The sequence below is a fragment of the Phaeobacter sp. PT47_59 genome, from assembly GCF_028890025.1.
Taxonomy (GTDB): domain Bacteria; phylum Pseudomonadota; class Alphaproteobacteria; order Rhodobacterales; family Rhodobacteraceae; genus Phycobacter.
The window spans coordinates 22,385-38,324 of record NZ_JARCJL010000001.1; the positions used below are offsets into that span (position 1 = coordinate 22,385).

Here is a 15,940-nt window from a genome sequence, read left to right on the forward strand (position 1 = left end):
TCCAACCCCGAGCAGCCAAACAAAGGCCCCTCAGGGGAGCCGCCCGGATCATTCTCCAGTCCGATAAAAAAAGTCAGGTATTCTTGTCTTGGATCTTCGTTCCCAGAAGTCCCGTCCGCTGTTCGATCATCCAATGACTCGGCGACAGCCCGGTCACCGATTTGAACACGCGGTTGAAATGCGGCTGATCCGAAAACCCACAGACCACGGCCACTTCGGCAAAGGGCAGTCCCTGCCGCATCATCCGCTCGGCCTGATCGCAGCGCAGTTCCAGCACCCAGGCATAGGGCGCCTTGCCCATTTCGGCCCGAAAGTGCCGGTTGAAACTGGTGCGCGACATGCCTGCGACCTCGGCCAGATCATCTACGGATAGACGGTCGCGCAGGTTCTCCGCGGCATGACGCTGCACGGCCTCCAGCCACCTGATCCCTGTCGCTGCAGTGTCGGCGCCGGGGTCGGCGTGATGCAAGAGCTCCAACAGGATCAGCTGTGCCAGCCTTTCGGCATGCCCCGGGGCCCGGTTCGGCTCCCGGCATTCGCGGGCCAGGATTTCACCCAAGGCCGCCAGGGGCCCCAGTTCGGGCAACAGGATCGGCTTTGTGATCGCCCCGGCCTGCGCTGACAAGGCGAGCAACTGCGCCCGACTGAGGTGGATATCCAGATGCGTCATGTCACCCGGGGTAGCCACATGGGACCAGATCTGCACCCCAGCCGGGATGAAACAGGCGGCACACAGTGGCCCCACGGCATCCTTGCGATCCGACAGTGCCAACCGGACGCCATCCAGCAACAGCACCACGCGCGGGTGCATCGAGACATAGCGCCCCTTCGCCCCGGCCCGCGCCGATACCCGCCACAGGTCGACGGTCATCCGGTCGAACCCGAGGTTGGAGAGCGGATCGACCAGGTCGAATCCTTCAACGGAAGCATACATGCGCGGGTGAAACCCCATAACAACAGTTACCTTTTTGCGGTTGGATGATCGGACCAGATGGGTGGGTCAGTTCTTGACCGGCCTGCTCGTGGATGAGAATTCCCCCGAGCGTTTTACTCGGGAATACGGGTCCCGGTGTCAGGAGTCGATATGTTGCGTGCCATCTTGGTCTTTTTCCTGTGCCTTTGCGGTGGATTTTCCACAGCGGCGCCTTTGCGGGACGCGGTCGGTCAGGAAGCCAGCGCCCGCCTGCCGCAGATGCGAAGCCCGACGGTGCTACCGGAATGATCCGCATGTCTCCCGACCGGCGCGTGATTGCAGCAGGGCTGGCCTCCCTGTCGCTGGGCAATGCTGTGCTTCTGCCGGTGCTTGTACCGCTGACCCTGGCGATCGGCCTGTCCGAAACAGAGGCAGGCTTGGTCCTGTCCCTCTCGGCCCTGGTCGTGCTCTTCGCAGCCCCCTTTTGGGGGGCGCGCGTCGATCGCATCGGGGCGCGTCCGGTCTTCCTGATGGGCGTGGCAGGCGGCGCAGTGTCGTTTTTTGGCGTCGGCCTTGCCCTTTATCTGGGCCAGATGCGCGTGCTGGCGCCACAGGGCACCTTTGCCCTGCTTCTGTGCGCGCGGATGATCTATGGCGCCTGCGCCTGCGCCGCGCTCCCGGCTGCGGTCAGCCACCTGGCTGCAACCAGCAGCAGCGAGACCCGCACCAACGCCCTTGCACTCCCTGGAAGCGCCTTCACGCTCGGCTCGCTCGGAGGGGCGGCGCTGGTTCTGCCGGTCACCTATCTGGCTGGGCCGATTGCCCCGCTTTTCCTTGCGGGCGGGTTGGGGGTGGCCGTGTTATTGACACGGGGCGCCCTGCCGGCGTCTCCGCCCGCGACCGCGGCTTTACCCGAAGAGCCAGCCAAGCGGTTTGACCCCGAGCTTCTGCCCCTGCTCGCAGCCACCCTATGCGGGCTTGGCGCCGCCAGTGCCGTCTACAGCATGCTGCCACTGCTGCTGCAAACGCGGGGAGAACTGTCAACCGAAGCCGCCGTGCAGGCCGCCGCTCTGTCAGGTGCGCTTTGCACCACCGCCTCGCTTCTTGGAATTCGCTTGGCCGCGCGGGCGCGTCTCGGCCCATCAACACTGACCCGGAGTGGAGCGCTTCTTGCCGCTGTCGGCACCCTCGCCGCCTTCTGGTCCGCCACACTCGTTTTGACCTGTGCTGCCATGGCGCTTCTTTCCCTCGGGCTGGGCCTGATCACCCCCAGCCTACAGGCCATGGTATCGCTCCGGGCCAAACAGCAGGGGCGTTCTGCGGGACAACTCTCAGCCGCGACGGGCGCCGCCTGGGTCATCGGCCCTGCCTTAGGGCTGGCAGGCTATCAGGCGCTCGAAGCGGACATCCTTCCACTGCTCACGATCGGATTCTTGCCCCTCGTGGCCCTGCCGCTTGCGCAGCGCAAGGGACAGGCAACCAAGGCATGCAGCCCGAAATAGACTGTGTTTGTGATATGGCTTGTGACCAAAGACCTGCTGTCGGACCGATCCGATTGTGCTGCCCGCCTTACTTGACAAAAACAATCAATCAAAATAGCCCTCTCCAAGCGTTCCCCGGAGCGTCATCCAGCAAGACGCGCAAAGCCGGAGAGTTATTTCGGCCACCGCCCAGCCAAACCCGCAGACCCACAGAGATTGCCTGCCCTTGGCATGCAGATGGCTGGAGATGATCGTGACGCAGGCGCCGCTGGCAAGACAGGCCCTCATTCCTGGGGCCGACCGGACCTCATCCCTCATCGCTCAGAGGCTGCACGCGGCTCTGATGTTGGCGGTCGCGCTTCTTGTGCTCTGGCCCCCTATGGCCCGTACGGATCCCTTCCCGGTAGAAATCACGCATCGTTTCGGGACCGCCAGCATTCCCGCAAAACCCCGGCGCATCGTCTCGCTCAGCTATATCGGACACGATTTCCTGCTTGCCCTGGGAGAAACGCCCTATGCGCTGCGCAAATGGTACGGCAATGACCCCTATGGCGTCTGGCCCTGGGGACATGCGGCCCTGGGAGATGCCCGGCCGGTGGTGATGCAGGGCCAGATCGACATCGAACGGATCGCGGCGATGGAGCCGGATCTGATCACCGCGCAATGGTCCGGCATCACCAAGCGGGAATATGCGCTGTTGTCGCGTATCGCGCCCACGATCGCGCCACGCGCCGAATACGGCGATTTCGGCAGCCCCTGGCCCGAAATGCTGCGCACCCTTGGCCGCGCCACCGGAACCCTTGCCAAGGCCGAAAGCATTATCACCCGGATCGAAACCCGCTTTGCCAAGATCCGCGCGGCACATCCCGCGTGGTCCGGGGCCACCGGCGTCATGGTCTGGATCGGTGAGATCGGCGCGTGCAGAGAGAGCGATATCCGTGGCCAGTTCATGCAGGCGCTCGGGTTTCACGCCCCGGAGGCGCTCGATCGCATTGCCGGGACGCCGATCTACGCGCGGGTGCCCGGCGAGGATCTTGCCGCCATCGATGTGGATGCGCTGATTTGGCTCGATAGCGCCACATCTGTCGACACGCTGGCCCGGATACCACTGCGCCACACGCTGCGCGCCCATCAGCAGGGGCGTGAAATCTATGCAGATCAGATGCTTGCCTCGGCACTCTCACACTCCAGCCCGCTGAGCCTCGACTATGCGCTGGACCGGCTTGTCCCGGAGCTGGAAGCGGCGATGGACGGCACGCCTGCGACCCCGGTTCCAAGCCTCGCCCGGATCGGCCAATTGCCGGGAGGGCATTAAGATGACCCGCGCGACCCCCGGTGCCGTGGCGGCTGTACAGCCTGCTACGGATCTCCCTCCCCTTTCACGCCCCCATCCACGATCTCATCCACGATCCTTGTGGTTTGCCGGGTCCATTCTGCTGGTGATCGCTCTGGCGGTGATGTCGCTGCGTTTTGGCATCCGGGCGACCCACTGGTCGGAGATCTGGATGGCTCTGACCGCATATGACGGCGATATTGCAGAGCATATCGTGGTGCAGACCATGCGGCTCCCCCGGCTCTGCGCCGCCCTGCTGACCGGCGCCGCGCTGGGCACCGCCGGAGCCTTGATCCAGGCGCTCAGCCGTAATCCCCTGGCCGACCCCGGGCTTCTTGGCGTCAACGGAGGCGCGGCCCTGGGGGTTGTTCTCTGTATTCTTGTTCTCAACACGAGCGATCCCGCCGATTTCATCTGGGCGGCCCTGGCGGGCGGGTTCATCGCAGCCGGTCTGGTCTATTTCGTGGGGGGCGGCAGCCGCGCCAGCGTCCTGCGCCTGATCCTTGCAGGGGCCGCGGTCAGCGCGCTGTTCATGGCACTGACCCGCGGGCTGCTTCTGGCCAGCCAGCAGGCGCTTGACGTCTATCGGTTCTGGGTGCTTGGCGGTTTCGACGGCATTCAGGCAGAGATGATTTACCCGCTACTGCCCTTCCTGGGCCTTGGCGCGGTGCTGGCGGCTGCGGCCACATATGGTCTCAATGCGCTCAGCCTTGGTGAGGAGATTGCCAGGGGGCTGGGTGTGCGCACCGGGCTTGCCCGCCTGATCGCCGGACTGGCCATCGTGGTGTTGTGCGGCGCATCGGTTGCCCTGGCCGGCCCGATTGCATTTGTCGGCTTGATCGTCCCGCATCTGGCGCGCTGGATCGCCGGTCCCGGCCTCGGGTGGACGGTGTTGTTTTCCAGCTCATTGGGCGCCTGCCTGCTGCTGGCTGCGGATCTGCTGGGTCGTTTGCCTCTTTTTGGCGGCAATATGCAGGCAGGGGTGATGACTGCATTGATCGGCGGCCCGATGCTGATCTGGCTGGTGCGCCGCCATGGGGTCGGCACGCTATGATCTGGACTCTCCGCATCTCTTCGCTGTCGCTGCGCATCTCGCGCCGGGCCGGATGGATCGGCCTCGGCCTGTTTGCCTTGCTGGCAACCTTCAGCATCCTGGCCTTGAACCTCGGCAGCTATCCTTTGACCATGGCAGAGGCGCTGCGGGTGCTGACCGGAGGTGGCAGTGATTTGCAGCGCCTGATCCTGCTGGAAAACCGCCTGCCACGGGTGGTGACAGCCCTGGGTGTGGGCATGGCCTTTGGCCTGTCCGGCGCCATCTTCCAGGCAATGATGCGCAACCCGCTGGCGTCTCCGGATGTGATCGGCTTCACCGCAGGCGCCGGGTTCGGAGCGCTTTCGGCCATGGTGCTGACCGGGGCCATGATCCTGCCGGGCGCCATTATCGGAGCCTTGCTGGCCGCGATCCTGGTGACGGCGCTGGCCTGGAAGAACGGCCTGTCGCCCGCCCGACTGATCCTGACCGGCATTGGCGCCAGCCTGGCACTGAGCGCCGGAACCGATCTGCTGATGAGCCGCATGGAGATCCAGAACGCCGCCGCCATGTCGCAATGGCTGACCGGATCGCTCAATGCACGCGATTGGAGCGATGCCGCATGGGTCTGGGGCGGCCTGGCGCTCTTGGCACCGATGCTGTTCTGGCTGCACCTGCCGCTGCAACGGATGGCGATGGAGGATGCCATCGCCCAGGGCCTCGGGCTTGCCCTGACCCCGCTACGCCTGGCCCTGACCGCAGTTGGGCTGTTGCTGGCCGCCCTGGCCGTGAGCTGCGCGGGCCCCCTGCCCTTTGTCGCCTTTGCCGCAGGCCCCATCGCCCGGCGCATGGTCGCGGATGGCAGGCCCGCCCTGCTGGGAGCCGCTGCCACGGGGGCGCTGATCACGCTCCTTGCCGATACCGCCGCGCGCCTGGTGCCGGTGATCCAACTGCCAACCGGTGTCTTCACCGCCCTGATCGGAGCCCTGGTGCTGATCTGGTTACTGCTGGCCCAATTCCGCAAAGGACAGTTTTGATGCCTGATACCGCCCCCGCCCTGGCCGCGGCCCGCCTGCAGGCCAAGGATCTGAGTGCCAGCTATTCAAGCCGCGCCCCGATCCTGGAAGATCTCAGCGTGGCCATTCCCGACCGGGAGCTGACGGTGATCGTCGGCCCCAATGCCTGCGGTAAATCCACCCTGCTAAAAACCCTTGCCCGCCTGCAGCCTGCGACCAGGGGTCAGGTGGTGCTGGATGGCAAGGCGATCCACCGCCAGCCCAGCCGATCCGTTGCCAGGCGCCTGGCGATCCTGCCGCAAACCGCCACCGCGCCCGAGGGGCTGACGGTGCGCGATCTGGTGGCACGGGGCCGCACCCCCTATCAGTCGGCCCTGCGCCAATGGTCCCATCAGGATGCAACGGCCGTGGCCGAGGCGCTTGAGCTGACCGATATGACCCAGCACGCAGAACGGCCGCTGGACACGCTCTCTGGGGGGCAACGACAGCGCGCTTGGATCGCCATGGCACTGGCGCAGGACACCGATATCCTGCTGCTGGACGAACCCACCACCTATCTGGACCTGCCACATCAGATCGAGCTTCTGAAACTGATCGCGCGGTTGAACCGGGACACCGGTCGCACCGTGGCCATGGTCCTGCATGATATCAACCTGGCGGCCCGCTTTGCCACTTGCGTCATCGCGCTGAAGGACGGCAAGGTCCACCGTCAGGGCTCCGCACAAGAGGTGATCACCGAGGATATCATGCGATCCGTCTTTGGACTGGCCTGCCGGATCATTCCCGATCCCGTCCATGGCACGCCACATGTGATCCCCGAATAGCGAGGCATAAATGACCATCAGCGAACCCTACCCGATCTCTGCCCAGGCCGAGATTTCAGATCTGGCCTTTGCCGGGCTGCGCGATGCGCTGATTTCCATGGCGCAGGATCATGGCCTTCCGACCCAAACCAGCGGCGACGATGCGCTCACGGTTGAGGTCCCGGCCTTCGGGGAATACCGGTTTTCCGCCAGGGCGCGCGGTGTTGCAATCCAGGTGACTGCGGCCCTGCCGGATCGGCTTCACATGCTGAAGGAAGGGATTACCGAGCACCTGAAAGAGGTGGACGCTGCGGCCGCCCAGGCGCTCCGCTGGTCGGATGCGGGCAGCAGCGGCGTGCTGCCGCCCAACGTGCATTTCACCACCGTCGAATCCATCACACCCCTGGGCACCGATTACCTGCGGGTCCGGGTCCGGACGAAAGGCCTCAAAAGCTTTCAGGACGATGCCATCCATTTTCGCCTGTTGCTGCCTCCGGCAGGTTGCACGGAACCGGACTGGCCCAGGGTGGATGAAAACGGCGCAACCATATGGCCAAAGGGCGAGAAGGCGCTGCACCGGCCGGTCTATACGACCCGACGGATCGATCACCACACGGGCATCATGGAGTTCGACATCTTCCTGCACGAAGGCGGGCGCGCCACGGCCTGGGCGCAACAGGCCAACCCGGGCGACAGACTGGCGATCGCCGGACCAGGCGGCGGCGGTATTCCCGACACCTCGAACATCCTGATGTTTGCCGATGAGACCGCCCTGCCCGCCGTGGCGCGGATCCTGGAAACCCTGCCGCAGCACAGCCAGGGTCAGGTCACCTTATTGACCAAAGGCGGCGATCGGGGCTATCCGATCAGCGCACCTCAGGGGATTTCGCTCAGCTGGATCGACCGGGGGGACGAACAGGGCCTCATGGCACGGGCCCTATCGGCGCATCGGAGCAACCCTGAGAGCTATTTGTGGTTTGCCTGTGAAAAGTCGGAGGTGCAGAAACTGCGGGCTGCATTGAGCGACAGCAAGCCTGCACCCGGAACGAGCTATATCGCAGCATATTGGAGCACATCATGAGCGCGCATTTTTCGGTTGGCTCGATCCTCTTGCCCCTCCTTGCCCTGACAGCTCCCTGCGCCCTGGCACAGGGTGCGCCATCGGCACCGGTGCCTGAGATTGCCACCACAGCCCCCGGTTCAGCTCAGCCTGACGCCACCACAACCGTCGCTCCAACCACCGTGACCGCCGCCCCCGCTGCACCGCAGACGACCGCGCCGATTCCTGCAGCTTCAGAGCACGAGGCCCTTGACCCGCTTGAGGAGCCTAGTGCCGAACCTCAGCGGATCCCGGCGGATTGGCCGTTGCCGGAGCGGCTGCGTGATGCCAGCGAAGCGGCACTGAAATTCCTCCATGATGGCGGCCCGTCGATCTGGGCCATCGCCGCCCTGTCGGTGATGACCTTGGCGCTGATCCTGTGGAAGTTCTGGCGCCTGGCCCTGATCGGCGCCTGGTCCCGCGGCAAGGCCATCCAAGCAATCGTCGCATATGAACAGGGACACGCCGACAGGGCGCTCACCATCGTCCAGGGGCGCATGGGGATCCGCTCGAAGGTGGTCACGGCGGCGCTGGAAGCCCTGGACCGCCTGCCCGAGGATCGCGCCCGCGAGGAAACCGCTCGGGTCGCCAAACTGCACCTTGGCAGCGCGGCAACCGGGTTGGGCGCGCTGGAACTGATCGCCACCATCGCGCCGCTTCTGGGTCTTCTTGGCACCGTGCTTGGCATGATCGCGGCCTTTCAGGCGCTGCAGGCGGCAGGATCCAAGGCGGATCCCGCCCTGCTGGCCGGGGGCATCTGGGAGGCCCTGCTGACCACGGCGGCCGGCATGGCGGTGGCGATCCCGGCCTCTGCCGCCCTGACCTGGTTCGAAGCAGTCATCGGGCGCATGCGCCGCGATATCGAGGACAGCGCCACCCGCCTGTTCATCGCAGCTTCTCCGGATAAACCGACCCAGGCCGCCGAGTAACCCGATGGCGTTCACCGATCCTCCACGCCCCCGGCGCAAGCCAAGCCTCACGCCGATGATCGACGTGGTCTTTCTGCTGCTGGTCTTCTTCATGCTGGCCTCGCGCTTTGGCGTGGACGCGGTCATCGACCTGCCGCTGGCGGGCGCGGGCGGGAGCTACTCCGGCCCGCCGCGGCTGATCGGGATCGGCCCTGACAGCCTGGATATCAACGGCGTGCCGGTCGCAGATGACAGGCTGACCTCGGCCATCGCTCCGCTGATGACCAAACCTGACGACCTGTTGATCCTGCGGGGCCGGGATGGCGCCGATGTTCAGCGCATCACCGATATCACCCGGCTGCTGTCGCAGGCTGGCCATACCGCCTTTGTACTGGTGGAATAGGAGGCGTCAATGGATCTGAGTGAACCGCCACGCCGCCCAGCCCGGGAATCCATCGTTCCAATGATCAACGTGGTGTTCCTGCTGTTGATCTTCTTCCTGATGACCTCCCGGCTGGCCGATCCCGAACCCTTTGACGTGACTCCGCCCGAGGCGGATTTGGAGACCGAAGCACAAGCCGAGCCGGTGCTGTTTGTCGATGCCACGGGGCGCATGCATTTTGATGGCCACGAAGGCCCTGACGCGCTTGCACATCTTGCCAGCCTCAGCGCGGATGCGCCCATCATTCAGCTGCGCGCCGATGCCAAGCTGGAGGCAAAGGCGCTGGCCGTCATCCTGCGTAACCTGGCGGAGGCTGGCCTCAGCCGCGCCGAGATGGTGGTCGGTGCGCCGTGAAACGCACAGGCGAATTCATCGCATTCGGCGGGATTGCCGCACTGCTGCATGTGGCGTTCTTTGCAATCGCGCCCCGCTCCGGGTCTCAATCCAGCGGTGCGGGCGGGGATGCGATGGTGACACTCCAGGCCGCAGATCCAACCATTGCCGACCTGGTGGAAACTTGGCAGCGCCCGGTTCAGGCCAGGCCCCAGCTGGACACGCGGCTTGAAGACCCCACCGCGGCAGCATTGGCGCCGACCGTGCCCCAGTTCGAACTGGCAACGGCACCGCGGGCGGCCATTGAAACCCGGCTGCGCGAGCCTGAGACAGACGAATCCCTGGCCGTGGATACATCCACAGCCCCGCCCCCACCCGAGCCAGAGCCAGAGCCCGCCCCCGAGCCAAAACCAGAACCAGAACCAGAACCAGAGCCAGAGCCGGTACCAGACCCGGCACCAGAACCCGAGCCTGTTCCGGAACCGCAGCCCGCACCCGAACCGACCCCCGCCAAGCCTGCAAAACCTGCGCCCAAACCCGAGCCCGCGCCCGCAGATGCGCGTAAGGCGGAACAGAACTCTGCCGGGGTCGCGGGGCAGCGCGCGGCAGGCTCGGGCGCCTCCGCTCAGGCGGGCCGCTCCGGTGGATCCGACGTCGCAACGGGCAACGCCGGTCAAAGCGCAAAGCTGAAATCGATCTGGGGCGCCAAGATCCGCGCGCGCATCGAGCGGCGCAAGCGATACCCCGCAGGCGCCCGTGGTCAGGGTCGTGTGGTCGTTCAGCTGGTGGTGTCCCGAACCGGCCAGTTGATCAGCCACAGAGTCACAAAATCCTCCGGAACGCCCGCTTTCGACAAGGCGGCCCTGCAGGCCATCACCCGCGCAGGCAAGTTTCCCAGCGCACCGAAAAAGCTGCAGGTGTCGCAGATGACCTTCAATCTGCAGATGACCTTCTCGAAATAGGCTTCGGCTTTGGCCCCTACGGCGCGCGTCTCTCCGCACCCAAAATCGACAATATATCAACGGTTATTCATCAGGTTGGATTAGACCTGCGCTGATCTCCCGGTGCCGAACAACCCTAGCCCGCCGCTAGATCGATCGCCCACTTCTCGCTGACCGGGCAGATCAGGCCCACTGCCCAACAGGTGGTCAAAAGACTGCCCCCGCACCGGGATCTGTAGCGCAAGACACGCGCAGCACTGGATCAGGCTTGATCCGTTCCACGATTGGCGCCAACATGGTTCACCATGAAGCCCTCTGAAAGGATAGCGTCACGTTCCAATGTCTGAGCTCACCACCGGGACAGGTCGGGAGCTTGTTTTTAAACAGGGAGAAAATAATGCACTTCAAAAAAATGTTTACGGTCTCGCTGCTGGCGATGGCCGCTGCCAGCCCGGCGCTGGCGGAAAACGTCCTGCGTTGGACCAGCCAGGGCGACGCCCTGACCATGGATCCCCATTCGCAGAACGAAGGCCCGACCATCGCAATGAACGGTCAGATCTATGAATCGCTCGTCACCCGCGATGCGGCGATGAACCTGCAGCCGGAACTGGCCGAAAGCTGGGAAGCCGGAGCCGATGGCTGGACCTTCAAGCTGCGCCAGGGCGTCAAGTTCCATGATGGTGCGGATTTCACCGCCGAGGACGTGGTGTTTTCCTTCGAGCGCGCCAAGCACGAGGCCTCCGACTACAAGGAGCAGGCCAAGAACGTGACCGCGGTCGAGGTGATTGACGATTACACCGTCAAGCTGACCACCGACGGGCCGAACCCGATCCTGCCCAACCAGCTGACCTCCATCTACATGATGGACAAGGGCTGGGCCGAGGCGAACAACGTGACCGCCCCGCAGGACTTCAAGGCCAAGGAAGAAACCTATGCGGTGCGCAATGCCAATGGCACCGGTCCCTTCACCCTGGTGAGCCGCGCGCCCGATGAGTTGACGGTGCTGGCCCGCAATGGCGACTGGTGGGGCGAAGGCCTGTTCCCCGGCAATATCGACAAGATCGAATACCGCCCGATTGCAAACGCCGCCACCCGCGTTGCCGCGCTTCTGTCGGGTGAAGTCGACTTTGTTCTGGACCCGCCACTGCAGGATCTGAAACGGATCGAGGCAGCTGACGGTCTGGGTGTCTCCACCGTGGCGCAGATCCGTTCGATCTTCTTTGGCATGGATCAGGGCGTGGACCAGCTGCGCAGCTCCAACGTCGAAGGAAATCCGTTCAAGGACAAGCGGGTACGCGAAGCCTTTAACCTGGCAATCGACAAGGCCGCAATCCAGCGCGTGGTGATGGAGGGGCTCTCCTTCCCGACCGGCATGATCACCCCACCGGGTGTTCTGGGCAACACCCCGGACAACGATGCCTCCTATGGGTTTGATCCCGAAAAGGCGAAATCGCTGCTGGCCGAAGCGGGCTATCCCGATGGGTTCTCGATCCAGCTTGACTGCCCGAACAACCGCTACAACAACGACGAGAAGATCTGTCAGGCCGCGGTTGCCATGCTGGCCAAGGTTGGCGTCAAGGTGAACCTGGACGCGATCCCGAAGGCGCAGCACTTCCCGAAGATCCAGAAGCGTGAATCCGATTTCTACATGCTGGGATGGGGCGTGCCGACGCTGGACAGCCACTATGTCTTCTCCTACCTCTTGGACGGCAAGGGATCCTGGAACGCAACCGGCTACAACAATGCCCGCGTGAACGAGATCACCAGCGCCATCACCACCGAGATCGACATCGACAAGCGCACCGCGCTGATCGGTGAGGCCTGGGATCTGGTGAAGGCCGACATTCCTTACGTTCCGATCCATCACCAGGTTCTGGCCTGGGGCATCTCCGACAAGGTCGAAATCCCGATCTCGGCGGATGATGCCTTCCGCCCGCGCTTTGCCGTGATGAAGTAACTTGAGCCTTGGGGCGGGCATCCTGTCCGCCCCAGATGCTCTGGGGGATCAATGACCACTTTCATTCTCAAACGTCTGGCCCAGTCATTGCTTGTCATGGCTGTGGTTTCGGCCATCAGTTTTTCCTTGTTCAACTTCGTCGGCGATCCGGTCAACAACATGGTTGGCCAGGACGCGACACGTGAACAGCGGATCGAAATCCGCCAGCAACTGGGATTGGATGATCCGATCCTGACCCAGTACACCCGCTTCATGGGCAATATCCTGAGCGGCGATTTCGGCCTCAGCTACCGGATCAAGCGCCCGGTGGACGAGCTGATCCTGGAACGCCTTCCCGCCACGCTTGAACTGGTTTTTGTCAGCGCAATCATAGCCTTGGCCGTTGGTATTACACTGGGCGTCTATACCGGGATCCGGCGCAAATCCTGGGTCAGCCGGGTGATCCTGTCCACCTCTCTCATCGGGGTGAGCCTGCCGACCTTCATCATCGGTATCGCGCTGATCTATGTCTTTGCGGTGCACCTGCGCTGGCTGCCGTCCTCAGGGCGCAGCGGCACGGTTGATCTGGGTTGGTGGAAAACCTCGCTGCTGACCGTCGATGGCTGGCGGGCGATCCTTTTGCCCGCGATCACCCTGTCGCTGTTCCAGCTGACGCTGATCCTGCGTCTGGTGCGGGCCGAGATGATGGAGGTGATGCGCACCGATTTCATCAAATTCGCACGCGCCCGCGGCCTGGCCGAACGCGCGATCAACTTCCGCCACGCCCTACGCAACACGCTGGTGCCGGTGATCACCATCATCGGTCTCAACATCGGTGGGCTGATCGCCTTTTCCGTGATCACCGAAACCGTCTTCCAATGGCCCGGCACCGGGTTGATGTTCATCCAGGCCGTTGATTTCGTGGATGTTCCGATCATGGCCGCCTATCTGGTCTTTGTCGCGCTGCTCTTTGTTCTGATCAATCTGATCGTCGATATCCTCTATTTCGTCGTCGATCCTCGAATTCGCCTGGGGTCCTGATGAGCCTTCCAACCGACCGCCCGGCCACGCGCTGGGAACGCTTCAAGGACAATGACATCGTCTGGTCCTTTTTCCATTCGCCCGGAGCGGTGATCGCAGCCATTGTCACCCTCCTGATGATCCTGGCCTGCGTCTTTGCCCCGCTGCTTGCGCCGTTTGACCCGTTCGATCCGGCCCAGATCTCGCTCTGGGATGGCAAGCTTCCCCCGGCCTGGGTCGAGGGCGGGCAGCCCCAGTACCTCTTGGGCACCGACAACCAGGGCCGCGACATGCTGTCGACCATTCTCTACGGTGGCCGCCTGTCGATCATCGTGGGCCTGGCTGCGGTGTGCCTTGGCATGGTTCTCGGCGTCACGCTTGGGGTCGTCTCGGGCTATGTCGGCGGCATGACCGATGCCATCATCATGCGCATCGCGGACGTTCAACTGACCATCCCGGGTATCCTATTGGCCATTCTGATCAACGGGATAGGCCGCGCAGTTCTACCACTGGAACTACGAGACGATTTCGCCATCTACGTGGTGATCGTCGCCATTGGCCTGACCGACTGGCCGCAGTTTGCCCGTGTGGCGCGCGGAGCCACGCTGGTCGAGGCGAACAAGGAATATGTGCAGGCGGCACGTATCATCGGCCTGCCCCGCTGGCTGATCATGATCCGCCACATCTTCCCCAACACATTGCGCCCCGTCCTGGTGATTGCCACCATCGGCCTTGCGCTGGCGATCATTTCCGAGGCAACCCTGTCCTTCCTCGGCCAGGGCATTCCGCCAACCACCCCGTCGCTTGGCACGCTGATCCGGGTGGGCAATGAATACCTCTTCTCAGGCCTCTGGTGGATCACCTTCTTCCCTGCAATCGCACTTGTTGTCCTGGTCTTCGCAGTGAACCTGCTGGGAGACTGGATGCGGGATGCCCTCAATCCGAAGCTACGATGACTGAACTGTTGAAAATCGAAGGGCTCGATGTCGAGTTCCCCACCCGTCGCGGCACGGTCAAAGCGGCGCGCAATGTGTCGCTGACCGTGAACCCGGGCGAAGTTGTCGGTCTGGTCGGCGAATCCGGGGCCGGGAAATCCACCATCGGCAATGCCATCATCGACCTTTTGGAAACGCCGGGACGCGTTGCCGGGGGCTCGATCCTATTCCAGGGCGAAGAGCTGCGCGGGCGTGACGAGGATGAGATGCGCACGATCCGGGGCGACCGGATCGGCATGATCTTTCAGGATCCGCAAACCTCGCTCAACCCGCTGATGACCATCGGCGCGCAGCTGGTTGAAACCATTGAAAAAACCACTGGCCTGACAGGTGCAGATGCCGAAGCCCGTGCCGAAGAACTGCTGGCTCAGGTTGGTATCACCGAGGCCAAGGCGCGGCTCAAGGCCTATCCGCACCAATTCTCGGGCGGCATGCGCCAAAGGGTGGTGATTGCCTTGGCGCTGGCTGGTGACCCCGATCTGATCATCGCGGATGAACCGACCACGGCGCTGGATGTTTCGATCCAGGCGCAGATCCTGGATCTCTTGAAACGCCTATGCCGTGAGCGAAACCTCGGGGTCATAATTGTCACCCATGACATTGGCGTTATTGCAAATATCGCGGATCGCGTGGTGGTGATGTACCGCGGTGAAGTGGTGGAAACCGGCGATGTGGCGCAGATCCTCGGCGCCCCCAATCACGAATATACCAAGTCGCTGATTGCCGCCGTGCCCCGCGCGGATCGCAAGCTGGAGCGCTTTACCTCGGTCGATTACATCGAAGGCGACGCCAAGCCCTTTAGCCGTATCGACGTGCAGAACCACTGGCTGGGCCAGGCCCGCAGTGACCGCCAGGCAAAGGCAGCCGTTGAGGTCGACAACCTCAACCTCTCCTTCGTGCTGCAAAAGTCACTGCTCAAACGCAATCGGCGTATGTTGCAGGCGGTGGATGATGCCACGTTTTCGGTGGCTGCAGGCGAAACCTTTGGGATCGTTGGCGAATCCGGATCAGGAAAATCCACCATCGCGCGGATGATCGCGGGGCTGTACCAGCCGGATTCCGGGCAGATCCGAGTCTTTGGCGAGGATGTCAGCACCCGCCCCGCCAGCGCCACGGCCCGGCAGGCACGCCGCGCCTTGCAGATGATTTTCCAGGACCCATATTCCTCGCTCAATGCGCGGATGCGGGTGATGGACATCGTGGCAGAGCCGATCCGCTATCATCGCCTGACGGGCAGTGAAAGCGAAACACGCCAAGTGGTCAGTGACCTTTTGGATCACGTGGGCCTCGGCGCGGCAGCAGGGTTGAAGTATCCGCATGAATTCTCGGGCGGTCAGCGGCAGCGGATTTCGATTGCCCGCGCGCTAGCCTCTCGGCCGCGCATCCTGATCTGTGACGAGCCGACATCGGCGCTGGATGTCTCGGTTCAGGCAACAATCCTAAACCTTTTGAAGGACTTGCAGGAAGAACTGGGGCTCACGATGATCTTCATCAGCCACGATCTGCCGGTGATCCGTCAGATGTGCGACCGTATCGCCGTTATGCGCCACGGCCAGATCTGCGAGATTGCCGAGGCCGAGACCCTGTTCGAGGCGCCAACCCATGACTATTCGCGTCACCTGCTGGATCTGATGCCGCGCATGGATCTGCTTGGCACCGATCGTGCGGTGCCCGCCTGACAGAAGGCGGA

The 15,940-nt window shown here is 63.5% G+C and carries 16 protein-coding genes; 15 read left to right on the forward strand and 1 reads right to left on the reverse strand.

Features of this window, described 5'->3' with window-relative positions:
- Positions 1–73 precede the first annotated feature (73 nt).
- Positions 74–934, reverse strand: a complete 861-nt coding sequence (locus PXK01_RS00095) for a helix-turn-helix domain-containing protein (RefSeq protein ID WP_274858367.1) — start codon at positions 932–934, stop codon at positions 74–76.
- A 150-nt stretch (positions 935–1,084) separates the two neighbouring features.
- On the opposite strand from PXK01_RS00095, the gene PXK01_RS00100 reads away from it, so the two are divergent.
- The 15 genes from PXK01_RS00100 (at position 1,085) to PXK01_RS00170 (ending at position 15,929) form a co-directional block, all read left to right on the forward strand.
- Positions 1,085–1,222 carry a hypothetical protein gene (locus PXK01_RS00100; RefSeq protein ID WP_274858368.1) on the forward strand — a complete coding sequence of 46 codons (138 nt, stop codon included), beginning with the start codon at positions 1,085–1,087 and terminating at the stop codon, positions 1,220–1,222.
- On the forward strand, positions 1,219–2,415 hold the full coding sequence (locus PXK01_RS00105) for an MFS transporter (RefSeq protein ID WP_274858369.1): 1,197 nt from the start codon (positions 1,219–1,221) through the stop codon (positions 2,413–2,415). Before PXK01_RS00100 ends, PXK01_RS00105 begins: the two co-directional genes overlap by 4 nt.
- 358 nt (positions 2,416–2,773) lie before the next feature.
- Positions 2,774–3,709: an ABC transporter substrate-binding protein gene (locus PXK01_RS00110; protein ID WP_274858370.1), complete on the forward strand. Its 936-nt coding sequence runs from the start codon at positions 2,774–2,776 to the stop codon at positions 3,707–3,709.
- Between the two features lies 1 nt (position 3,710).
- The gene (locus PXK01_RS00115; protein WP_446728408.1) at positions 3,711–4,781 is read left to right on the forward strand and encodes a FecCD family ABC transporter permease; all 1,071 of its coding nucleotides are present in this window, start codon (positions 3,711–3,713) and stop codon (positions 4,779–4,781) included.
- Positions 4,778–5,794: a FecCD family ABC transporter permease gene (locus PXK01_RS00120; protein WP_274858372.1), complete on the forward strand. Its 1,017-nt coding sequence runs from the start codon at positions 4,778–4,780 to the stop codon at positions 5,792–5,794. The genes PXK01_RS00115 and PXK01_RS00120 overlap by 4 nt, the downstream gene beginning before the upstream one ends.
- Complete coding sequence (locus tag PXK01_RS00125; protein ID WP_274858373.1) at positions 5,794–6,597, forward strand: ABC transporter ATP-binding protein; 804 nt, start codon at positions 5,794–5,796, stop codon at positions 6,595–6,597. Before PXK01_RS00120 ends, PXK01_RS00125 begins: the two co-directional genes overlap by 1 nt.
- Positions 6,598–6,607: 10 nt before the next feature.
- Positions 6,608–7,657, forward strand: a complete 1,050-nt coding sequence (locus PXK01_RS00130) for a siderophore-interacting protein (RefSeq protein ID WP_274858374.1) — start codon at positions 6,608–6,610, stop codon at positions 7,655–7,657.
- Positions 7,654–8,604: a MotA/TolQ/ExbB proton channel family protein gene (locus PXK01_RS00135; protein WP_274858375.1), complete on the forward strand. Its 951-nt coding sequence runs from the start codon at positions 7,654–7,656 to the stop codon at positions 8,602–8,604. The genes PXK01_RS00130 and PXK01_RS00135 overlap by 4 nt, the downstream gene beginning before the upstream one ends.
- Positions 8,605–8,608: 4 nt before the next feature.
- Entirely contained in the window at positions 8,609–8,986 is a 378-nt protein-coding gene (locus PXK01_RS00140) for an ExbD/TolR family protein (protein WP_274858376.1), read from the forward strand.
- A gap of 9 nt (positions 8,987–8,995) precedes the next feature.
- On the forward strand, positions 8,996–9,379 hold the full coding sequence (locus PXK01_RS00145) for an ExbD/TolR family protein (RefSeq protein ID WP_274858377.1): 384 nt from the start codon (positions 8,996–8,998) through the stop codon (positions 9,377–9,379).
- Entirely contained in the window at positions 9,376–10,320 is a 945-nt protein-coding gene (locus PXK01_RS00150; protein WP_274858378.1) for an energy transducer TonB, read from the forward strand. Before PXK01_RS00145 ends, PXK01_RS00150 begins: the two co-directional genes overlap by 4 nt.
- Positions 10,321–10,696: 376 nt before the next feature.
- Positions 10,697–12,256, forward strand: coding sequence for an ABC transporter substrate-binding protein (locus PXK01_RS00155; protein WP_274858379.1), 1,560 nt, complete (start codon positions 10,697–10,699; stop codon positions 12,254–12,256).
- 51 nt (positions 12,257–12,307) lie between these two features.
- Positions 12,308–13,276, forward strand: coding sequence for an ABC transporter permease (locus PXK01_RS00160; RefSeq protein WP_274846847.1), 969 nt, complete (start codon positions 12,308–12,310; stop codon positions 13,274–13,276).
- Positions 13,276–14,211, forward strand: a complete 936-nt coding sequence (locus tag PXK01_RS00165) for an ABC transporter permease (RefSeq protein WP_274858380.1) — start codon at positions 13,276–13,278, stop codon at positions 14,209–14,211. Before PXK01_RS00160 ends, PXK01_RS00165 begins: the two co-directional genes overlap by 1 nt.
- Positions 14,208–15,929, forward strand: coding sequence for an ABC transporter ATP-binding protein (locus PXK01_RS00170; protein WP_274846845.1), 1,722 nt, complete (start codon positions 14,208–14,210; stop codon positions 15,927–15,929). The genes PXK01_RS00165 and PXK01_RS00170 overlap by 4 nt, the downstream gene beginning before the upstream one ends.
- Positions 15,930–15,940 lie beyond the last annotated feature (11 nt).

What these genes read in the sequence shown, in the direction of transcription:
- PXK01_RS00130 (WP_274858374.1), top strand. Translation starts at nt 6,608, where the DNA reads ATGACCATCAGCGAACCCTACCCGATCTCTGCCCAGGCCGAGATTTCA.
- PXK01_RS00155 (WP_274858379.1), top strand. Translation starts at nt 10,697, where the DNA reads ATGCACTTCAAAAAAATGTTTACGGTCTCGCTGCTGGCGATGGCCGCT.
- PXK01_RS00120 (WP_274858372.1), top strand. Translation starts at nt 4,778, where the DNA reads ATGATCTGGACTCTCCGCATCTCTTCGCTGTCGCTGCGCATCTCGCGC.
- PXK01_RS00115 (WP_446728408.1), top strand. Translation starts at nt 3,711, where the DNA reads ATGACCCGCGCGACCCCCGGTGCCGTGGCGGCTGTACAGCCTGCTACG.
- PXK01_RS00100 (WP_274858368.1), top strand. Translation starts at nt 1,085, where the DNA reads ATGTTGCGTGCCATCTTGGTCTTTTTCCTGTGCCTTTGCGGTGGATTT.
- PXK01_RS00160 (WP_274846847.1), top strand. Translation starts at nt 12,308, where the DNA reads ATGACCACTTTCATTCTCAAACGTCTGGCCCAGTCATTGCTTGTCATG.
- PXK01_RS00105 (WP_274858369.1), top strand. Translation starts at nt 1,219, where the DNA reads ATGATCCGCATGTCTCCCGACCGGCGCGTGATTGCAGCAGGGCTGGCC.
- PXK01_RS00170 (WP_274846845.1), top strand. Translation starts at nt 14,208, where the DNA reads ATGACTGAACTGTTGAAAATCGAAGGGCTCGATGTCGAGTTCCCCACC.
- PXK01_RS00125 (WP_274858373.1), top strand. Translation starts at nt 5,794, where the DNA reads ATGCCTGATACCGCCCCCGCCCTGGCCGCGGCCCGCCTGCAGGCCAAG.
- PXK01_RS00110 (WP_274858370.1), top strand. Translation starts at nt 2,774, where the DNA reads ATGGCCCGTACGGATCCCTTCCCGGTAGAAATCACGCATCGTTTCGGG.
- PXK01_RS00135 (WP_274858375.1), top strand. Translation starts at nt 7,654, where the DNA reads ATGAGCGCGCATTTTTCGGTTGGCTCGATCCTCTTGCCCCTCCTTGCC.
- PXK01_RS00145 (WP_274858377.1), top strand. Translation starts at nt 8,996, where the DNA reads ATGGATCTGAGTGAACCGCCACGCCGCCCAGCCCGGGAATCCATCGTT.
- PXK01_RS00095 (WP_274858367.1), bottom strand. Translation starts at nt 934, where the DNA reads ATGTATGCTTCCGTTGAAGGATTCGACCTGGTCGATCCGCTCTCCAAC.
- PXK01_RS00165 (WP_274858380.1), top strand. Translation starts at nt 13,276, where the DNA reads ATGAGCCTTCCAACCGACCGCCCGGCCACGCGCTGGGAACGCTTCAAG.
- PXK01_RS00140 (WP_274858376.1), top strand. Translation starts at nt 8,609, where the DNA reads ATGGCGTTCACCGATCCTCCACGCCCCCGGCGCAAGCCAAGCCTCACG.